The sequence below is a fragment of the Wolbachia endosymbiont of Tetranychus urticae genome (assembly GCF_046529255.1).
GTDB lineage: Bacteria > Pseudomonadota > Alphaproteobacteria > Rickettsiales > Anaplasmataceae > Wolbachia.
This window is the reverse complement of sequence record NZ_CP114181.1, coordinates 1441769-1460017: the sequence shown is the minus strand read 5'-3', so window position 1 is coordinate 1460017 and position 18249 is coordinate 1441769. Positions and strand designations below refer to the sequence as shown.

Annotated in this window: 22 protein-coding genes, 1 tRNA gene and 4 pseudogenes; 16 read left to right on the top strand and 11 right to left on the bottom strand. The window is 34.1% G+C overall.

The features are described 5' to 3' along the window. From plsX to O1Q06_RS07620, 3 genes are all read left to right on the top strand, one after another. On the top strand, positions 1-1038 hold the full coding sequence (plsX, locus tag O1Q06_RS07630; RefSeq protein ID WP_006014431.1) for a phosphate acyltransferase PlsX: 1038 nt from the start codon (positions 1-3) through the stop codon (positions 1036-1038). Then, positions 1031-1987: a beta-ketoacyl-ACP synthase III gene (locus O1Q06_RS07625; protein ID WP_410542575.1), complete on the top strand. Its 957-nt coding sequence runs from the start codon at positions 1031-1033 to the stop codon at positions 1985-1987. The genes plsX and O1Q06_RS07625 overlap by 8 nt, the downstream gene beginning before the upstream one ends. Positions 1988-2129: 142 nt before the next feature. Then, positions 2130-2203 (top strand) — tRNA-Arg (locus tag O1Q06_RS07620). Between the two features lie 8 nt (positions 2204-2211). On the opposite strand, the gene O1Q06_RS07615 is transcribed toward O1Q06_RS07620, so the two are convergent. Next, entirely contained in the window at positions 2212-3177 is a 966-nt protein-coding gene (locus tag O1Q06_RS07615) for a complex I NDUFA9 subunit family protein (protein WP_410542574.1), read from the bottom strand. Positions 3178-3210: 33 nt separating this feature from the next. Beyond that, a complete protein-coding gene (locus O1Q06_RS07610) occupies positions 3211-4587 on the bottom strand; it encodes a UDP-N-acetylmuramoyl-tripeptide--D-alanyl-D-alanine ligase (protein ID WP_410542573.1) in 1377 nt (458 codons plus the stop codon). A gap of 184 nt (positions 4588-4771) precedes the next feature. On the opposite strand from O1Q06_RS07610, the gene O1Q06_RS07605 reads away from it, so the two are divergent. The 7 genes from O1Q06_RS07605 to mdh are packed head-to-tail and all read left to right on the top strand — an operon-like array spanning position 4772 to position 8559. Continuing rightward, a complete protein-coding gene (locus O1Q06_RS07605; protein ID WP_410542572.1) occupies positions 4772-5506 on the top strand; it encodes a hypothetical protein in 735 nt (244 codons plus the stop codon). A gap of 3 nt (positions 5507-5509) precedes the next feature. Further along, complete coding sequence (locus O1Q06_RS07600; protein WP_410542571.1) at positions 5510-5794, top strand: hypothetical protein; 285 nt, start codon at positions 5510-5512, stop codon at positions 5792-5794. A 6-nt stretch (positions 5795-5800) separates the two neighbouring features. Beyond that, positions 5801-6169 (top strand): HIT domain-containing protein, encoded by a 369-nt coding sequence (locus tag O1Q06_RS07595; RefSeq protein WP_006014413.1) that lies wholly within the window; start codon positions 5801-5803, stop codon positions 6167-6169. A 17-nt stretch (positions 6170-6186) separates the two neighbouring features. Further along, a complete protein-coding gene (locus O1Q06_RS07590; protein ID WP_410542570.1) occupies positions 6187-6540 on the top strand; it encodes an NADH-quinone oxidoreductase subunit A in 354 nt (117 codons plus the stop codon). Then, entirely contained in the window at positions 6531-7034 is a 504-nt protein-coding gene (locus O1Q06_RS07585) for a NuoB/complex I 20 kDa subunit family protein (protein ID WP_015588278.1), read from the top strand. Before O1Q06_RS07590 ends, O1Q06_RS07585 begins: the two co-directional genes overlap by 10 nt. 1 nt (position 7035) lies before the next feature. Then, the gene (locus O1Q06_RS07580; protein ID WP_214249946.1) at positions 7036-7611 is read left to right on the top strand and encodes an NADH-quinone oxidoreductase subunit C; all 576 of its coding nucleotides are present in this window, start codon (positions 7036-7038) and stop codon (positions 7609-7611) included. Between the two features lie 3 nt (positions 7612-7614). Beyond that, a complete protein-coding gene (gene mdh / locus O1Q06_RS07575) occupies positions 7615-8559 on the top strand; it encodes a malate dehydrogenase (protein WP_007302259.1) in 945 nt (314 codons plus the stop codon). A gap of 5 nt (positions 8560-8564) precedes the next feature. Here the strand turns inward: mdh and O1Q06_RS07570 are convergent, their stop codons facing one another. The 7 genes and pseudogenes from O1Q06_RS07570 to O1Q06_RS07540 form a co-directional block, all read right to left on the bottom strand. After that, the gene (locus O1Q06_RS07570; RefSeq protein ID WP_007302260.1) at positions 8565-9353 is read right to left on the bottom strand and encodes a TatD family hydrolase; all 789 of its coding nucleotides are present in this window, start codon (positions 9351-9353) and stop codon (positions 8565-8567) included. Then, positions 9343-9831 (bottom strand): RNA pyrophosphohydrolase, encoded by a 489-nt coding sequence (locus tag O1Q06_RS07565; RefSeq protein WP_410542569.1) that lies wholly within the window; start codon positions 9829-9831, stop codon positions 9343-9345. Before O1Q06_RS07565 ends, O1Q06_RS07570 begins: the two co-directional genes overlap by 11 nt. Positions 9832-10204: 373 nt before the next feature. Further along, a complete protein-coding gene (locus tag O1Q06_RS07560; protein WP_410542568.1) occupies positions 10205-11002 on the bottom strand; it encodes an IS4 family transposase in 798 nt (265 codons plus the stop codon). 12 nt (positions 11003-11014) lie between these two features. Continuing rightward, the gene (locus O1Q06_RS07555) at positions 11015-11659 is read right to left on the bottom strand and encodes a transposase DNA-binding-containing protein (protein WP_410542567.1); all 645 of its coding nucleotides are present in this window, start codon (positions 11657-11659) and stop codon (positions 11015-11017) included. Between the two features lie 44 nt (positions 11660-11703). Then, entirely contained in the window at positions 11704-12048 is a 345-nt protein-coding gene (locus tag O1Q06_RS07550) for a transposase (protein ID WP_410542566.1), read from the bottom strand. 56 nt (positions 12049-12104) lie between these two features. After that, on the bottom strand, positions 12105-12452 hold the full coding sequence (locus O1Q06_RS07545; RefSeq protein ID WP_410542358.1) for an IS630 transposase-related protein: 348 nt from the start codon (positions 12450-12452) through the stop codon (positions 12105-12107). Positions 12453-12503: 51 nt separating this feature from the next. Continuing rightward, positions 12504-12866, bottom strand: a pseudogene (locus tag O1Q06_RS07540) (hypothetical protein); the annotation flags it as partial. 128 nt (positions 12867-12994) lie between these two features. On the opposite strand from O1Q06_RS07540, the gene rsfS reads away from it, so the two are divergent. Together rsfS and tyrS are read left to right on the top strand one after the other, a co-directional pair. Beyond that, entirely contained in the window at positions 12995-13312 is a 318-nt protein-coding gene (rsfS, locus tag O1Q06_RS07535; protein ID WP_007302263.1) for a ribosome silencing factor, read from the top strand. A 229-nt stretch (positions 13313-13541) separates the two neighbouring features. Further along, a complete protein-coding gene (gene tyrS / locus O1Q06_RS07530; RefSeq protein WP_410542565.1) occupies positions 13542-14804 on the top strand; it encodes a tyrosine--tRNA ligase in 1263 nt (420 codons plus the stop codon). Positions 14805-14906: 102 nt separating this feature from the next. Here tyrS and O1Q06_RS07525 read toward each other — a convergent pair whose 3' ends face one another. Continuing rightward, the gene (locus tag O1Q06_RS07525) at positions 14907-15659 is read right to left on the bottom strand and encodes an ankyrin repeat domain-containing protein (RefSeq protein ID WP_410542564.1); all 753 of its coding nucleotides are present in this window, start codon (positions 15657-15659) and stop codon (positions 14907-14909) included. Positions 15660-16167: 508 nt separating this feature from the next. Here O1Q06_RS07525 and O1Q06_RS07520 point away from each other — a divergent pair. The 4 genes and pseudogenes from O1Q06_RS07520 to O1Q06_RS07505 form a co-directional block, all read left to right on the top strand. Continuing rightward, positions 16168-16548 (top strand): annotated as a pseudogene (locus O1Q06_RS07520) (IS4 family transposase); the annotation flags it as partial. 283 nt (positions 16549-16831) lie between these two features. After that, the gene (locus O1Q06_RS07515) at positions 16832-16972 is read left to right on the top strand and encodes a hypothetical protein (RefSeq protein ID WP_410542397.1); all 141 of its coding nucleotides are present in this window, start codon (positions 16832-16834) and stop codon (positions 16970-16972) included. Next, entirely contained in the window at positions 16936-17091 is a 156-nt protein-coding gene (locus O1Q06_RS07510; protein ID WP_410542563.1) for a hypothetical protein, read from the top strand. The genes O1Q06_RS07515 and O1Q06_RS07510 overlap by 37 nt, the downstream gene beginning before the upstream one ends. Positions 17092-17117: 26 nt before the next feature. Then, positions 17118-17306 (top strand): annotated as a pseudogene (locus O1Q06_RS07505) (transposase); the annotation flags it as partial. 42 nt (positions 17307-17348) lie between these two features. Here O1Q06_RS07505 and O1Q06_RS07500 read toward each other — a convergent pair. Beyond that, positions 17349-18216: pseudogene (locus tag O1Q06_RS07500) on the bottom strand (IS982 family transposase). Between the last annotated feature and the right edge of the window lie 33 nt (positions 18217-18249).

The window sequence follows — 18249 nt, the reverse complement described above, 5'->3', positions numbered from 1 at the left end:
ATGTTACCCACGGTCAACAACAACATAGTTATCGCACTTGATGCTATGGGAGGGGATTTTGCACCTCTTTCCGTAATTCAAGGTGCTAGTTTTTTCTTGGATAATCTTGTTGACCCAGGTGTTGAAGTTTTTTTTCATATTTATGGAGATCAGAAAGAAATATCTCCTTTGCTTTCAAAATACAAAAAAGTAAGCGATAACTCCGAATTTACCCATTGCTCTGATAATGTTCTTCCAAATGATAAACCCTCTTTTGCACTTAGACATCGCAAAGATTCAAGTATGAAGGCAGCTGTTGAAGCAGTGAAAAAAGGTAAAGCTTTTGGGATGGTGTCTTCAGGCAACACTGGAGCATTGATGGCTATCTCCAGATTTATTTTAGGAACATTACCCAATATCTATCGTCCTGCTATTGCATCTGTCTGTCCAACTAAGACAAAAAGCTTTGCATTGCTTGATCTTGGTGCAAATGTTGACTGTAATACTGACTCATTATTTCAATTTGCATTAATGGGGAGTATATTTGCAAAAATAGCATTAAAAGTTGAAAATCCTGAAGTCGCTTTGCTAAACATTGGTACAGAGGAAGTGAAAGGTACTGACTCAGTAAGAGGAGCTTTTGAGTTACTCAAAAATGCTCCAAGTATTAACTTCAAAGGATATATAGAGGCAAGTGAATTTTTAGATGGTAATATAGACGTAATTGTTGCTGATGGTTTTGTTGGTAATGTAATGCTCAAGACAGCTGAGGCAACTGCTGGTACTTTTATCAGTCTAATAAAACAGGAAGTATTTAATTCATGGATGACAAAAATGCTTGTCGGCATATTGTTGAAACCCAAGCTAAATAAAGCATTAGAGCGTTTTAATCCTAAAATTAGAAGTGGAGCTATGTTTTTAGGGCTAAATGGTATCATTATAAAGAGCCACGGAAATTCTGATGCTATTTCTTTTGCTCACGCTATAAAATTTGCAGTAAATGCAATCAGTGAAAATTTGAACCAGAAGATAATTAACGGGGTAAGTCATATTGAATAAAAGTTTCATATTGAGCACTGGTTCTTACCTACCAAAAAAAATTTTGAGTAATAACGAAATTGCATCGATAGTTGAAACAAACGATGAATGGATACGGCAAAGAACAGGAATAGTTCAAAGACATATAGCAGATGAAGGAGAACTAACGTCAGATTTAGCTGTTAATGCAGCAAAAAATGCTATAGAAAAAGCGAAAATTTCAATGGATGAAATTGGTTTGATCATAGTTGCAACAACAACACCTGACAAAACTTTGCCTAGCTGTGCAACGATTGTACAAAGTAAGTTAAAATGTAAAAATGCATTTTCTTTTGATGTACAAGCAGCATGCTCTGGTTTTATATATGCAGTTACAGTTGCTGATTCGCTCATAAAATCTCACAATAGAATAAAATATGCGCTCGTTATTGGTGCTGAAATAATGTCTAGGATTGTTGACTGGGAAGATAGGTCAACTTGTGTACTCTTTGGTGATAGTGCTGGTGCAGTGATAATAAAATCAGAAATGGGTAGCAGCGGCATCATATCAACAAACTTACACTCTGATGGCAATGTGGACATACTATGTACGAACGGAGGGGTATCCTCTACTCGTGATTCTGGAAAGATACTTATGAATGGAAGAGAAGTGTTTAAACATGCAGTGGATAAGTTAACAGCCTCAGTAGAGGAAACTCTGAAATGCAATAATTTGAAAATCATTGATATTGACTGGTTAATTCCCCATCAAGCAAACATTCGTATTATTGAAGCAGTAGTAAAGAAATTAGATTTTCCTATAGAGAAAGTGATTAATACCGTTGATAAGCATGCAAACACCTCAGCAGCATCAATTCCACTGGCCTTAGACTATGCAATACAAGAATCAAAAATAAAATCAGGAAATCTGGTACTGCTGATTTCAATAGGTGCAGGCCTGACCTGGGGTTCTGTGTTACTGCGCTATTAGACTTCCTATTACCCACGCTTCTTTTTTCTCAGTTTTATCGTTACATGCTGTACTGACAAAGTTTTGAGATATTATCACAAACATTATATTCACAAGAAATACTTGACTTCACGTTTACTAAGAAGCATTTTATGTATGATGTGTGCCCGTAGCTCAGTTGGATAGAGCAACAGCCTTCTAAGCTGTGGGTCGTAGGTTCGAATCCTACCGGGCACATTCTTCTATCAATGCTTTCTATAAATTTTCAAGTATTCTGGTACCACATTTTCAATTGCTAGTGGTCTAATTTTCATTGTTCCGAGATCATCTGACTTTTCGATTGAACTACTCATCATAACTTTCACCTGATCTCGAGTAAGTATAGGGCTTGCATCTCCGGTTATAGGTTTTAACAGTACAGAAACAACTTTACTTTCTAAGAAAAAGGCTATCAATCTTGCCATTGGAAAAGGTACATTGATCAGTAGACACTTTCTGTTAGTCACATTCAGAATAAACTTTAATAAGCTTTTAAAAGAGTAAACTTTTGGTCCACCTATATTATAAATTTTTTTATCTTGCTTATTAAAGCTGATAATACGGTATACCACTTCAGCTAAGTTTGTTACACATATCGGCTGAAACTTCGTTATTCCACTACCGATTAACGGCAAAAAAGGAAGAATTGTTGCTAATCTTGCAAATTTATTGAAGAAACTATCTTCTTTACCGAATACAAGACTTGGCTTAATTATTATTGCTCCCTGAAATGCTGAAGTTACAGCTTTTTCACCTTCTAATTTACTGTGGGCGTATCTTGACAGCTTACTATTTTCTATTCCCATGGCAGAAAAATGTATCATCATGTATACACTTTTTATTTGCGCAGCTTTTGCTATTCTTTCAGCTACTCCAACATGAACGTCATAGAAATCGTATTTTCTTTTTTCATATAATATTCCTACTAAATTTATAACAACATCACACCCCTCCATACTTTCTAAAATTGATCTTTCATTAAAAAAATCTCCTTCAATTATTGATATTTGTCCTAAATTTCCACATAACTTCAGACAAGCAGCTTTTTCCTGATCACGAGTAAATATTCTTATTAAATACCCCGCCGCTGCCAAGCGTCTTACGATGTGTTTTCCTATAAATCCCGTTCCACCAAAAATAATTATACGTTTTATCACAGTTAAAACTTCCAATAACTTAACTTTAAATTAATACAATAGTTTTATTTAATATTCTATTGTGAATTCCTGCACTATAAGGTCCATTCTCATTCCATGAGAACCTTTAACTAAAATTACATCATTACCTTGAACAATATTAGCTAAATTACTTTTCAATTGGTTAGAATCATCGAAATGCATGCCTTTTATATTCTCCGGTAAAAGTTTATTCAATTCTAACATAAATTTACCAACTGTATGAACTTTATTCACATTTTGTTCTACTATAGAGTCAAGCAATTCTGTATGAAATACTATGCTTTCATTACCAAGTCCTAACATATCGCCAAGTAGTGCCACTTTTCTTAAATTAGAATATGTACCTAAAGTTCTTATTGCAGCCTTCATTGAAGTAGGGTTAGCATTATAGGAGTCGTTAATCAAATGTACTAACTTTCCATTGTATTTAGCTTGATGAACATTACCTCTACCTTCTGTTACAGTAAAATTCTCAAGTGCTAGTGGTAATTTAGATAAATCAAGTTCGAGACTTTGCAAAACTGCTGTAACAACTAATGCAGAGTATGCAAAATGTTCGCCTTTTACAGGTAAATTACAGTTCATAATTTGACCACTGTTCAGTTTGATTTTTAAATTTAGACCGTTATCGTCTCTTATTAGTTCTAACAAACAAACAGTAGCACTTTCATTCTTACCAAAGCTTACTACATTTCTGTTAGCATTTGATAAGAGATAATCATAATGTTCATTATCCTTATTCAAAACCAAAGTACCATTATTCTTCATACCATGTAGAATTTCTAATTTCGCTTGCGCAATATCAAGTAGAGATGAAAAGTTCTCAACATGCGCAGGTTCAATGTTGGTAATAACTGCAATATCCGGATTGCTAATCTTCGATAACTCTTTTATTTCACCAGCTCTACTCATTCCTATTTCAAGGATTAAATACTGGCAGTCTTCTGGCGCTTTTAGAATCGTAAAAGGCAATCCTATATTATTATTCAAGTTACCTTCATTTACATGAGATACTCCATAATGCAACAAAACAGTGTTAAGCATATCTTTTGTAGTGGTTTTCCCAACACTACCTGTAATTGTGATAACTTTAGCATTAACAAGAATATTTCTAATGTAATATGATGCCATATTATGCAAAGCTTTTAGAGTATCTTGCACAATAATTAGAGGAAAATTTCTATATTTATCTTCGCTTACTACCGCAGCAACAGCTCCTTTTAAAAATGCTTCATGTAGAAAATCATGCCCATCAAATTTCTTTCCCTTGAGAGCAATAAATAAATCACCTTTTTTTATGCTTCTTGTATCCGTTGAAATATTTGAGCTATACACCGAATTACAAACACCCTCCCCTCTTCCGCCAGTAGCATCTATAATATTATTTGCGTTCCATTCTAACATAATTTATCTTTAAAGGTAATTTGAACAAGAAAAGCAGGAAAAATACTACATACTTTGGTAATGTACAAATAATGATTGCTATTTCTATAATTTCGTCTTATAATAGATATACAAGCTTAAATATTTTCGTCTATAGTTGAGTGTGCTTTACTATCTGATTGTAGAAAGTGACTTGGAGGTATGTATGGCAAAAGATGAGTCAAATAAAAAGTCTATTTTGGCTAAGATAAAAGGCGTGTTTTTTCTTGTGCCTAAAGCACTTATTTATCCTATAAAGAAACCGTTTGCTTCAATTGATGAAATGAAGCATGATGCTAAAGTTTCATTAAAAAACGCTGTGAGTGATTTACCTAAAGAAGAAGAGAAATATGACCCACCTATAAAAACCACAGAAGCTAGTAAGTACCTTGGCATACAAATAACAAAACAAGAAAAAGGTAAGGTAAGTTTTTTAGCGTCAAGAACTTTAACGGGGGATATGCCTTACTTGAGTCCAGAGAAATTAGATAAAATAAGGGAAGATCTGCCCAATATAACTATTTTTAGAGAAGAAAACAAAATTGTAATTGAGGTTGATGTTGAAAAAATTATCCAAGAAATAAAAGATAAAAATCTAGGTATGGATGAAAAAGTAATGAAAAAGTACGCTCTTGAAGGAATTTATAATAAGATTGATTGTGATCTTAAAAATTTGGCAAAAATTACTGGTGGAGAGTTTAAAGTTCACACAGATCGGAAATTGCTGTATGGTATTGCAGAAAAGTTGTATAGTGGATATGATAGTAAAAAGCAGAAGTCACAGGAAGTTGTAAGGCCTATGGATAAAGAAAAGTCATCAGAGAAAATTTTAAATAATTGGCAAAAAGCTATTAAACAAGATTTTGAAAGTTGCGAAAGCATAAGAGGTAGGGGGAAATAAATTATGGAGAGTGTTATGAAAGAAGTTCAAATAGAGGAAAGGTATCATAGCCTAACTGTTCCTGGAGATATGTATCATTTACAACCAGAAGTTATTGCTGCAAGAAGGGCAAATAGAATAGAAACTTTTTCAAAAAGACACCAAATGGACTATGGTTCAGTTTTGCGTGGACAAAATATACAGCTAAAAGACGACGTTTCAAGTCTTGAAGATGCTTCTAGCGAAGCAGCAATAAGCCCACCTTCTACACCAAATCATAAGCAAAATAGAAGAGGACCAGGAATTTAATAGAGTATGGGTAGTACAGCTTATGATGACACTAATATCTTTGCTAAGATATTAAGAGGTGAGTTGTCTTATGAGGAAATACATAAAAATGAAAATGTGCTGGCTTTTCGTGATAAGTATCCTGATGCACCAGTTCATATTCTAGTTATACCAAAAGCTCAATACGTTTCATACGATGATTTTGTTCTGAAAGCTTCCGAAGAGGAAATAGTAAGTTTTTTTAAAACTGTTAGAGAAATAGCACATAAATATAACTTAGAAAAAACAGGATATAGATTAGTTACTAATCACGGTAAAGATGGAGAGCAAGTTATACCGCACTTTCACATACATATTTTAGGTGGTAAAAGATTAGGAAAGCATGTAAATTCATAGTGTTATATGTTTTTTAAATGAGTGAATATTTAACCATATTAATTTTTATCTGTATATCAACTGTAGTATCCTTTACTTTAGGTATATTACCTATGTTTCTTGCAGTCAGTAACCCAGATGGTGAAAAGCTTTCTACATATGAGTGTGGCTTTAATCCTTTATCAAGAGCCAGAAAAAGTTTCGACATAAAATTTTACTTAGTTGCAATATTGTTCATAATATTCGATTTAGAAATTGCTTTTCTTTTTCCTTGGGCCGTTTCTTTATCTAAAATAAGCTATTACGGATTTTGGTCTATGATGATATTCCTTGCAATACTTACTATAGGCTTTATTTATGAATGGTGTAAAGGTGCGTTGGAATGGGAGTAAATTTATCTAATGGCGACTGGAATCGTTACAAAAAAGAAGGTTTTCTTATCACTAAATTTGGTGATTTAATAGATTATATAATGAACTGGGCAAGGTCTGGTTCATTGTGGCCAATGACATTTGGTCTTGCATGTTGCGCAGTAGAGATGATGCACACTGCATCTAGTCGTTATGATCTTGATAGATATGGCATAATCTTTCGTGCAAGCCCAAGGCAAGCAGATGTTATGATTGTTGCTGGCACGTTAACTAATAAAATGGCAGCAGCATTGCGTAAAGTTTATGATCAAATGGCAGATCCCAAATACGTCGTTTCTATGGGAAGTTGTGCAAATGGCGGTGGCTATTATCATTATTCTTACTCAGTAGTCCGTGGTTGCGATAGAATTGTGCCAGTTGATGTATATGTTCCTGGATGCCCTCCAACTGCTGAGGCGTTGCTATATGGAATGCTATGTCTACAAAATAAAATAAAACGAACTAAGAATATATAGCATGGATAAAACTGCAAAATACATACAAAAGAAGACTAAATGTGAATGTATTCAGAAAAATGATGGCACTATTGTAATATATTCAGCTTTGAATGACATTGAAAATCACTTACTCTTTCTACGTGATGATGAAAAGTGTAGGCTTGAGTTATTAGTTGACGTTTTTGGAGTTGATTACCCAGATAGAAAAAAACGTTTCGAGCTAATATACAATTTGCTCAGCCTTGTGCACAATATCAGAGTGCACATAAAGCTTCAGTTATGTGAAGGTGATATACCTCTAAGTGCAGCAAAGATATTTAACGCAGCTTCGTGGTTTGAGCGTGAAGTATTTGATATGTATGGAATAGAGTTTTCTAATCACCCAGATTTACGTAGGATTTTAACGGATTATGGATTCAAAGGTCATCCAATGTTAAAAGATTTTCCTCTCACTGGCTACGAGGAAGTAAGATACGATATAGAGGCAAAAAAGGTTGTATATAATCCTATAGACTTACCGCAAGATTTTCGTATGTTTGACAGCTTATCCCCTTGGGAAGGTAGTAAAGCCACAAAAGTAAATATAAAGGAGTAGAAAATGACAGCACAAAGAAAAAAAATATCTTTGATTGGTGCGGGAAATATCGGTGGGACTCTTGCCCATATGATTGCACTAAGAGAGCTAGGAGATGTTATTTTGCTTGATGTAAGCGATGGAATACCACAAGGTAAAGCACTTGACATTACAGAATCATCTCCTATTGATCGATCTAATGTCAATATTACTGGTACAAATAGGTATGAAGATATAAAAAACTCTGACGCAATTATAATAACTGCTGGCATTGCCAGAAAACCTGGAATGAGCAGAGATGACCTTCTGCAAACTAATGCTGCAGTAATGAAAGAGGTTGGGGAAAATATTAAAAAACATTCTCCAAACGCATTTGTAATAGTGGTTACCAATCCTTTAGATGCTATGGTTTCAGTAGTATACAAATCTTCAAGCCTGCCAACTAATATGATTGTTGGTATGGCAGGAGTGCTTGACTCTGCTCGTTTTCGTTATTTTCTTGCAAGTGAGTTAAATATTTCTGTCGAAGATGTATCTGCTTTTGTGCTTGGAGGACATGGTGACACTATGGTACCACTAATCAATTATGCTTCAATTGCTGGCATTCCACTTACCCAAATCATTGAGATGGGTGTGATTACGCGAGGAAAAGTTGATGAAATAGTTGAGCGCACTCGTAATGGTGGAAAAGAAATAGTTGATCTACTTAAATCTGGATCTGCATACTATGCTCCTGCATCTTCAGCCATAAGCATGCTAGAATCATACTTAAAAGATAAAAGGCGTATATTACCATGCGCTGCTTATCTTAATGGTGAATATGGTGTGAAAGACTTATTCATTGGTGTTCCTACTATTATTGGCAAAAATGGAGTTGAGAAAGTTCTAGAAGTTAAAATGAACGATAGTGAACAAGAGATGTTTTATAAATCTGTAAGTGCAGTAAAAGAGCTCTGTCAGCTAAATTAATTGCCCTATAGAATTTCTTTGAGCTCAAGCTTCGAAAACAGTCTAAAAAAATTATTTGTAGTTATTTTTGCTACTTCTTCTGGCGATTCATTCCATAATTTCGCTAAACAATTCACAACGTATTTCACCATTGCTGGTTCATTTTTTTTTCCTCTGTAAGGCTCAGGTGACAGGTAAGGTGCATCAGTTTCAACTAAAACACGCTCACGTGGCACATTTTGTGCAATTTCTCTTAGTAAGTTCGCATTTTTAAAAGTAATAATTCCAGAAAATGAAATGTATAATCCCAAGTCCATAGCCTTATAAGCAAGCTCTTTAGAAGAAGCAAAGCAATGCATTACTCCACTAAAAGCGTCCTTCTTCATTTCTGAATTTAACATATCAATCATCTCACTATCAGCACTTCTAGTGTGAATAACTAAAGGTAATCCTGTTACTTTTGCCGCTTCTATGTGTGATGCAAAACTTTTTTTTTGATTGCTTTTGTTATCAGATTTATAAAAATCTAATCCGGTTTCACCGATACTAATTACCTTTTTGCCCTTAGTAAATTCAATCAATTCATCAGCATTTATACACTCACCTTTTTCCACAGTAGTATCAAGCGGATGTATACCAACGGAGCAGTAGACTTGATCATAGGATGAAGAGATTTTTAATAATTTAGGGATATCATTAATGCTTATACATATGTTATGCAAAATTCTCACACCATTTTGCTCTGCTCTTGAAATTACCTTTGGTATTTCATCATCAGAAAAATAAATTAGATGACAATGAGAATCAACTATCATAAATAGATCCTTTTATGATAGAAGAAAACTCTTCTATCACTTTTTTATAAACTTCTTTTTTGAACGGTATGGCACTGGCTACCAAATCATCCACATTTTGCCAACGCCACTCTTTGAACTCTGGATGATCAGTATAGTTAATATTAATATCCTTATCCTTCCCACAAAATTTCATTAAGAACCACCTTTGCTTTTGGCCAGAATATCTCCCATTCCAGCATGTCGGTATAACTTCCTCGGGTAAGTTGTAATATATCCACTCTTTATTTTGAGCCACAACTTCTGCTTCATCAGTACCAACTTCCTCCAATAGCTCACGTAGCGCTGCCTGCTCTAGCTCTTCACCTTCATCAACTCCTCCTTGTGGCATCTGCCAATAAGAGTCACTATCAAAACGTTTTCCAATAAAAATATTTCCCTGTTTGTTAAATAACATTATGCCAACACAAGGGCGATACTCTTTCTTCTCACTAATCACAAATACTCTCTATTGCTAAATTATCTATCATAGAAGTTCCAACTACTTTTTTACTATTCATTTTTTCAACAATTTTTTTTTGCAACTTCTTTTGCGCTTAAGTTTGAGTTATCAATTTCAAGTGAACCTTGAGGGACAAATAGTTTCTTTCCTTTAATTCTTCTCATAGCAAAATCTGAATCAGTAATTTTTCTCTCCTGCTCTCTTTCCTTTAATTGAACGCGCTTTACTATAGTATTTTCTAAAATGAATGATAAATTTCCATTATGGTATTACCAACCAAAAGTTGTAAGTCTGTACATTTATACATTAGAGGTCTGAGGCGGCTTTTGATGGTATGCCAACAGTGTTCTATGGGATTCAAATCTCACTTTTACCCACAACTTTGAGAGGTCATTATGCGAAGCATAACCATGCTTTCCCTGAGGTTTTCATAACCACGCCATAGAGTCATAGTTCCTGGTAAATTATCACTTTTTCTATTCATAAATCCACCTAATTTTCCTAACCAAATAATAGCTTGTTTTATGTTTGGAGGTTCTTCTGGCAATTTGGCTACTTTATGCTCACGTATGTAAAGGGTTTTCCACTCTTCATTACTTAAAACCTTAGTACAAACCTCCATAGGATTCGATAAAGCGATTTTTGTTAAATATAAAATATTAAATGCAATAATGCTCTTTATAGCGATTAATTTCTCTAATCTTTCTTTTGTAGCTAAACGAGAGCTTTCTACCTTACATCCTGATTTTAAAATCCTAAAATACTCCTCGATTTTCCATCTTAGCTTATACCAATTTATCCTTTCTATAGCATCTAAAGTGCTATTAACTGGTATATTAGTCAGCAAAGTCCAATCAATAGCTTCTACTCTTTCAGGAGGATTTGTTTCTTTGGCACTTACTACATATATAGCGATTTTATCACTTATTTTATGCTCTGTATCTTTCGATCCATAAATGTAAGGAGATCTGATAGGTATATAGCCTTTCATATACCTGACTTCAATGTTAGCTTTTCTTGAGATCTGGTATTTATTTTCAGCAACATTCAAGACAATTTCCTTTTTTACAGGCAGTTGAGTTATACGTGTTTGCAAATCCGTTTTTCCCCCTTCAATACAGATGAATTTCCTATTAGTTCGGTTGCGGATTACATAAAAACTGTCCAATGATTCAACAGTCTATAAAAACTTAAAAATATCTGCTTCCCTATCACCAATAGTAACAAGCTGTACACCTTCTGCGAGGTTATTTAGGGTTTCTTTTAGTGCCGCTATCCACTTATAGCTTTCTTTCTCCTTTATAGCAGTACGGTATTTCCTGTTTGCTTTTTCTTGGGCTGTTTCTTCCCTGATAGAACGTGCCCAACACTGTTGAGAAGATAGCCCTAAAGGTAATCCGTCTTTGTTAACCATTAAGTTACTGTGCAATAACAAACCCTTTTTATATTTTGTATAGGCTTTAGAAATACTACCTAGACCCTTAGTCTTTATATGAGAGTCAAAATCCAAATAACTTGTATCTTGAACTGAAAATACCAGCTCATTTCCTTTTATCCTTTCCATAGTTTCTTTATAATGGGAAGAATAAATTTCCTTAGCTTCAAGCTTCTCATTGCTAAATAATCTGTATGCACCTTTAGCTTCTTTCCATCCTACACAGCTTTGACTAATTGACCCAGACGCCTTATTCTCTATTAAATAGCTTGTTTTAATAAGTCTTGTATTAAGCCTTACATCTCCCAGATTAACATGTCTCAACTCTTTTTCTAGCCATTTATCTCCTAAGCCATCAGCACATTGTACATTTCTATTTACTTCACACATTTTTACCTCATCTTAAGTATATTTTTCTCTATCTTACTTGCTTTTTATACTTGTGGGTAAAAGTGAGGATTCAAATCTGGTGAATATGTTGGAAGATACAGCACATGACAGCCAAAAGACTCTATTAATGATTTTGTTTTAGTGGTCTTATGAAATGTAGCATTATCCATAACTATGGTTGTGCCAAGTGGCAATTTAGGTTTCTCCAACCATATATTGAATACCTCTTTGTCACACCCACCTTTGAAAGTCATTGGTGCAATAAATCTCATTCCAATCCACCCGGCTACTATACTGATTCTCTCTCGCTGGAATATCTGCATAAATTTTCTTTCCTCTTGGAGCACGTCCATATTCTCGGTATAACTTATTATCAACTCCTGCTTCATCTATATATAAGATGCTGGAATGGTCTATTTTTGAGATTTTATCAATAAATTGCTGCCTATCTTCTTGATTGCGCTCTTGATATAGTGTGACTTTTTTTTAAAGTAATTTTTACCTGTTTTAGTCTATACCAAATTGAATTTATTCCAAATCCAAGATTTTGTTTCATCTCTGCCAGAGTATGATCTGGATTCTTTGTAACATATTCTTCGAGTATTTTTGGGTCTATTTTTCGAATAAAGCTACCGTTTTTAGATGGCTTTAGGCTTTCACCAGCAGCTTTCTTTTTTAACCAGCGGTACAGCGTTGCTATTCCTATCTCCATGAGCTCTGCTATCTCAACCTTTGTCTTCCCTTTTTCTATCATCAATACTGCCTTTTCCCTTAAATCCACACTATATGCCATTATAACTCAAATACTTTATTATACCTTTATCATTTACTTTAGGAAATACTATATTTCTCCACTATTACAATATAACACCACAGGGAGAATCTCCACATTCATCTTTTTACTTAAATTCACCACTGAGTTGTATACTCTTTGATCATAGGAATCACCTTTTATCAATTCGTTTGTAAATATATAATGCTTTGATTCTATATGCTATTTTTCCAATATTGCTAACATATTCTCTCTAATCACAAAAATTTTTTCCCATATTTCACTTGTAACCTCAGCATTTCTGAAGTCAATCATATCAAATATAATATTATCAAACAGGTTATTGTCTACTATCACCCCATCAATAATATTACACAGCTCTTTTGCAATCGTAAGTTTGCAACTACCCGGAAATCCGATTAAGTAAATGATCATACCATCAGAAAACTATCATATATTACAAATATATGTATTATAAACGTTACACTAGAAGCATATCAAAAATAGTTCATATTCAGAAATTTTGAGTGTATCATTACAGATAAATTATATAATTTAGAATAATGAATGGTGATACAGAATCAATAAAAAATACAATTGTAGATGTAATAGATCAAAACAAAGGTCAAGATATAGTTACTTTTGATGTACAGAATAAAACTGTCATTGCAAAATATATGATCATTGCATCCGGTGATTCGAGCCGCCATGTAAAAGCATTAGCTGAGCACGTGATGAAAAATCTCAAGCAATATGATAAAATAGATGTAGAAGGTATGGATGAAGGTAACTGGGTGATTGTGAATTTTCAAGGTATAATGGTTCACCTATTCAGGCCAGAAGTAAGAGAATATTATAAGATAGAAGAGTTATGGAATTGATTATCCAGGTAGCTGGTATACACTTGCTCAAATGTTGTAATTTTGAAGGCAACCCTTATGAAGTTGGTGGTGTCATTCCAGTGCTTGACACTGGAATCTAGAAACTTAATCATAAACGAGCACACTATACAACATTTTTGATGAAATTTCATAATAAACTGGATTCCAGCGTCAAGCACTGGAATGACACCATCGTTAACAACACCGTTTACACACAAAATAACATATTATGAAATATAAATCCGAGTTTTTAAACTTCATTCAAGAAAGAGGATACCTATATCAATGTACAAACATTGATAGGTTAGACCAGCTATTATCACAAGATAATTATATAATTGCATACATTGGGTTTGATTGTACGGCACCAAGTTTGCATATTGGCAGTCTCATTCAAATCATGATGCTCCGTCACCTACAAAAATTCGGTTATAAGCCAATAGTTCTACTTGGAGGTGGCACAACAAAAATTGGTGACCCATCTGGTAAAGACAAAGCAAGAAGCGTCTTGCCGATAGAAGATATCAATCAAAATATACTTGGTATAAAGAAAACCCTCAAGAAGATGATATCTTTCGATTATGGAAAAACTGGTGCAATCATAGTAAACAACGCAGATTGGTTAGATAACATAAAATATATAGACTTTTTGCGTGATATAGGGACACATTTTTCTGTAAATCGCATGTTAGGCTTTGATAGTGTGAAAATTAGGCTAGATAGGGAGCAAAATCTAAGCTTTCTCGAGTTTAATTACATGTTGTTACAAGCCTATGATTTTGTCGAGTTGAATAAAAAGTATGGCTGTCGTTTCCAGATTGGAGGGTCAGACCAATGGGGAAATATAGTAAACGGAATTGAACTTAGCAAAAAGTTAAATTTACCTGAGCTGTTTGGTCTTACCACACCTCTTTTATTAAACGCACAAGGAAAAAAGATGGGCAAAACTGAAAGTGGGGCAGTATGGCTTGATGGCAGCATGCTAAATTCTTATGATTACTGGCAATATTTTCGCAATGTTGATGATCAAGATGTTGGTCGTTTCTTGAGACTTTTCACTGATTTACCAACTGATGAAATTAAAAAACTAGAGTCCTTGAAGGATCAAGAAACAAACGAAGCAAAAAAGGTTTTGGCAACAGAAGTGACGAAAATATGTCACGGTTGCAAAGAAGCCGAACTTGCACGATCTGCTGCAATCTCTGCTTTTGAAAATGAAGACAGTTCATTGCTTTCTGGTTACACTATTACAAAAGGACAAATTGCAAATGGTATACCCTTGATAGACCTGCTGTATGACACCGGTTTTGAACCTTCAAAAGGTGCGGCAAAGCGTTTAATACAAGGCAATGGATGCAAAGTTAATGACAATACTATAAACGATGTTAACTATACAATAAACTCTGAAAGCTTTAAAGGTCAGCCATTTATAAAATTATCTGCAGGAAAGAAACGACATATTAAAATTTTAGTGAGTGAAGTAAGAAAGTAAATTTGTCTCTGTTCAGCAGAATAGTAAAATAAGGTAGCCAAGAAAAGACAATTATAGGAACAAATGGATATCATTGAAGCAGCTGACACTGTGGCAGAATCGCTAGGCAACCCTACTATCGCTAGCAGTTTCTTGCTGTCGATTTGCTGAGATTGGTTTATCAACTTGAGTGTCAGGCTTTGACAATTTATATATAGCATTGCCAACTATTAATGCTGTTGCTGTAATTGCAACTACTGCTATAACTATAGGTATTAACTCAGCTGTAATTGCTCCGGCTGTAAAAAGTGCTATAGATATAGCGGTACCTAATAATGCAGTTACTCCACCGGCAATCCACCCTTTCTTAATTGCTGGACAATTAAGATAGTATAAAGGAGTCTCTCCCCACATATCTACTGCATTAACATTGACACCTCTTTCTACAAGAGCATCTATTATGGCCATACTGCGAAATAAAGCAGCATAGTGTAAAGTAGTCCTTCTCCATATATTTATTGCATTAACATCTGCACCTTTTTCTATGAGAGCGTTTGCTATGTTTATACTATCAAGATAAGTAGTATTATGTAAAGGAGTATCTCCTTTTACATCTTTTTCATTAACATTTGCCCTTTTTTCCATGAGAGCCTTCGCTATATTTTCTAGGTTAAAGGAAGCCACCAAGTGCAAAAGAGTCGCTTTTTCACCATCTTTAAACACATAATTTATATCAAAGCCAGACTTTTCCCACTCTTCATATTCCTTTGAATATCTTGTCAGCTCATTTTGTATTTTTTCAATTACGTTATCTTTGCTTAAATCTTTGTCAACATTAACTAAACTCAATAATTCGTGCCAATTTGAAATTTCCATTGCTATAACCTTACCTTTAATTTTCAATAATGTATTTAATTATATGATAAGAAGTCAATTTAAATAAATTACACATACATGGAACTTATCAGATAAATATATAATATGAACTAGATTCCAGCGGGCTTTGTTGCATCACTATCTATGAAAGGCTAACTATACAAGCAGCTTATTGAAAATCTTATTTTTTGCAATCTATCTGATTAAATTTAAGAATAGTAATTTATTGCTTGTACTAGTAAATTTAATTCTACTTAAAATAGCTAAAGCATTGAAATTCTTGAATTCTAGCTAGATTAGTGAATGATAGTAAAACTTCTTTTACTTAAATTTAGATATTTACTGATTGTCCTTACTATAAATGCTAGAATAATAAGCTACTGATATTCTACATTTTATCTTTTATTCATCGTAGATAGCGATGCAACAAAGCCCAATAGCGTCAACTTAAGAAAAGATGTTAAGGAATAAAATACTGTAAAAATAGGACCTTTGGTTTCTATTTTATTTCAATAAAGAAGATATCAGTAAAGCTTATCTATTAAGTGTCACATAGAGGAATGCTATAAACGACTCAAAGTAGAAGCAGAATTAGAGAATTTTTCTGGGATAAATTTAGAAACAAGAATTTTGTGCAAACTTGGTCATGTGCAATACTTCATATATGTAATGCACAAGAGCCTTGGAACCCAGATCAAATTGCTGAGTATCGTTTAAATTTTTCAGTTTTATTTGGTGTAATGAGACAGAAACTTTATCAGGTGCTTATTAGCACCAAAAAACTTTCAAGCCCTTTTTAAAATACGCACTAAAGTTAACGTGAAGATTGTATAGCCGCAATAAAGTAGATAAGCCTAAACGCCATAATGTCTTTAGGAGAGCTTGCTAATTCATTCTCTTAAGTTAACGCCATTGCCTGAATAGATACATAAAAAAGTAGTACTTGCAAGAAAGAGTTACTTAAGAAATTAATTAACTTTGCTATTTTCTCTAACATACCTAGAAGAAATAGATACATTATCTAATGCAGTCCTAATACTAGCATTGTTCTCATTAACAACTACAGCTAGCTCACAAGCATTCAAAACGCTAATTCTGGATTAAAAAGAGAATAGAAAAGTCAGGAGAGTAGGGTAAACTCAACAAATAGAAAAAAATAGATGAGGTTACCCATGGAAGATATAACAAAACTGTTTTGTCTGGTCGATGATTTTTGCAGAGATATAGAGAAAAATTTTGCAGATAAACTACTGCCAAACGGTAAAAACCCACAAGAGTGCCAGAAATTACACATTCGGAAATTATCACAATAATCCTCCTGTATCAGCAATCTCCCTGTGAAAATTTTAAGGCTTTCTACCTGCATTACCTAACATTGCTCTACAAACAGAGTTTTCGAAGTTGCCTTCATACACTAGGTTTGTTGCTCTAAAGCCCAGGGTTTTGTGGCATTTAGCCATGCTATTACAGTGCCTTTGCGGATGGTCAGAACTTACTGGAATCTCATACATAGATACAACTCCTATTGCAGTTTGCCATGCAAAAAGAATATCAAGAAATAAGGTTTTTGCTGGAATTGCAAAATTAAGCAAGAGTACATATGGCTGGTTTTTCGGCTTTAAACTACATTTGATAATTAACGAGAAAGGTGAAATTCAAGCTTTTACGCTTACAAACGCTAATTCTGGATTAAGGAAGGAAGAAAGTATAGGAAATGGAAGGCTTTTTGGATTTCAAGGAATAGGAAATAAGAGTAGAAAAGATGTGAACCAAGAAATTAACGGGAGATCTATGGCGAGTATGTTCAATTTCAAGTCTATTTTTGAGGTAGCCAAAAATCGTCTCAATGATCGACCTTTTTCTCAGCAAAATCTTTTCATGTAGTGAAATTAATGCGTTTTTCATCCCCTTTTTCACCTTGGTAACAAGTTTCAAACCGCGGTTAAACAACTCTTGGAAAAGCTCTTTTTTAATATAGCCTTTATCACCAAACAAAAGACCGGTTAATTTCTTAGTTAGGTTTGCTACAGGCTCTCTATCGTCAGCATTACCTCTTGTAAGCGTAAAAGCTTGAATTTCACCTTTCTCGTTAATTATCAAATGTAGTTTAAAGCCGAAAAACCAGCCATATGTACTCTTGCTTAATTTTGCAATTCCAGCAAAAACCTTATTTCTTGATATTCTTTTTGCATGGCAAACTGCAATAGGAGTTGTATCTATGTATGAGATTCCAGTAAGTTCTGACCATCCGCAAAGGCACTGTAATAGCATGGCTAAATGCCACAAAACCCTGGGCTTTAGAGCAACAAACCTAGTGTATGAAGGCAACTTCGAAAACTCTGTTTGTAGAGCAATGTTGGGTAATGCAGGTAGAAAGCCTTAAAATTTTCACAGGGAGATTGCTGATACAGGAGGATTATTGTGATAATTTCCGAATGTGTAATTTCTGGCACTCTTGTGGGTTTTTACCGTTTGGCAGTAGTTTATCTGCAAAATTTTTCTCTATATCTCTGCAAAAATCATCGACCAGACAAAACAGTTTTGTTATATCTTCCATGGGTAACCTCATCTATTTTTTTCTATTTGTTGA

Bases quoted from the DNA above. Each gene is read 5' to 3' on its own strand.
- O1Q06_RS07550 (WP_410542566.1), bottom strand. From the start codon at position 12,048: ATGAAGCAGGAGTTGATAATAAGTTATACCGAGAATATGGACGTGCTC.
- mdh (WP_007302259.1), top strand. From the start codon at position 7,615: ATGACAGCACAAAGAAAAAAAATATCTTTGATTGGTGCGGGAAATATC.
- O1Q06_RS07595 (WP_006014413.1), top strand. From the start codon at position 5,801: ATGGGTAGTACAGCTTATGATGACACTAATATCTTTGCTAAGATATTA.
- tyrS (WP_410542565.1), top strand. From the start codon at position 13,542: ATGAAATATAAATCCGAGTTTTTAAACTTCATTCAAGAAAGAGGATAC.
- O1Q06_RS07555 (WP_410542567.1), bottom strand. From the start codon at position 11,659: ATGTGTGAAGTAAATAGAAATGTACAATGTGCTGATGGCTTAGGAGAT.
- O1Q06_RS07585 (WP_015588278.1), top strand. From the start codon at position 6,531: ATGGGAGTAAATTTATCTAATGGCGACTGGAATCGTTACAAAAAAGAA.
- O1Q06_RS07515 (WP_410542397.1), top strand. From the start codon at position 16,832: ATGGAAGATATAACAAAACTGTTTTGTCTGGTCGATGATTTTTGCAGA.
- plsX (WP_006014431.1), top strand. From the start codon at position 1: ATGTTACCCACGGTCAACAACAACATAGTTATCGCACTTGATGCTATG.
- O1Q06_RS07610 (WP_410542573.1), bottom strand. From the start codon at position 4,587: ATGTTAGAATGGAACGCAAATAATATTATAGATGCTACTGGCGGAAGA.
- O1Q06_RS07600 (WP_410542571.1), top strand. From the start codon at position 5,510: ATGGAGAGTGTTATGAAAGAAGTTCAAATAGAGGAAAGGTATCATAGC.
- O1Q06_RS07570 (WP_007302260.1), bottom strand. From the start codon at position 9,353: ATGATAGTTGATTCTCATTGTCATCTAATTTATTTTTCTGATGATGAA.
- O1Q06_RS07525 (WP_410542564.1), bottom strand. From the start codon at position 15,659: ATGGAAATTTCAAATTGGCACGAATTATTGAGTTTAGTTAATGTTGAC.
- O1Q06_RS07580 (WP_214249946.1), top strand. From the start codon at position 7,036: ATGGATAAAACTGCAAAATACATACAAAAGAAGACTAAATGTGAATGT.
- rsfS (WP_007302263.1), top strand. From the start codon at position 12,995: ATGAATGGTGATACAGAATCAATAAAAAATACAATTGTAGATGTAATA.
- O1Q06_RS07545 (WP_410542358.1), bottom strand. From the start codon at position 12,452: ATGGCATATAGTGTGGATTTAAGGGAAAAGGCAGTATTGATGATAGAA.
- O1Q06_RS07590 (WP_410542570.1), top strand. From the start codon at position 6,187: ATGAGTGAATATTTAACCATATTAATTTTTATCTGTATATCAACTGTA.
- O1Q06_RS07605 (WP_410542572.1), top strand. From the start codon at position 4,772: ATGGCAAAAGATGAGTCAAATAAAAAGTCTATTTTGGCTAAGATAAAA.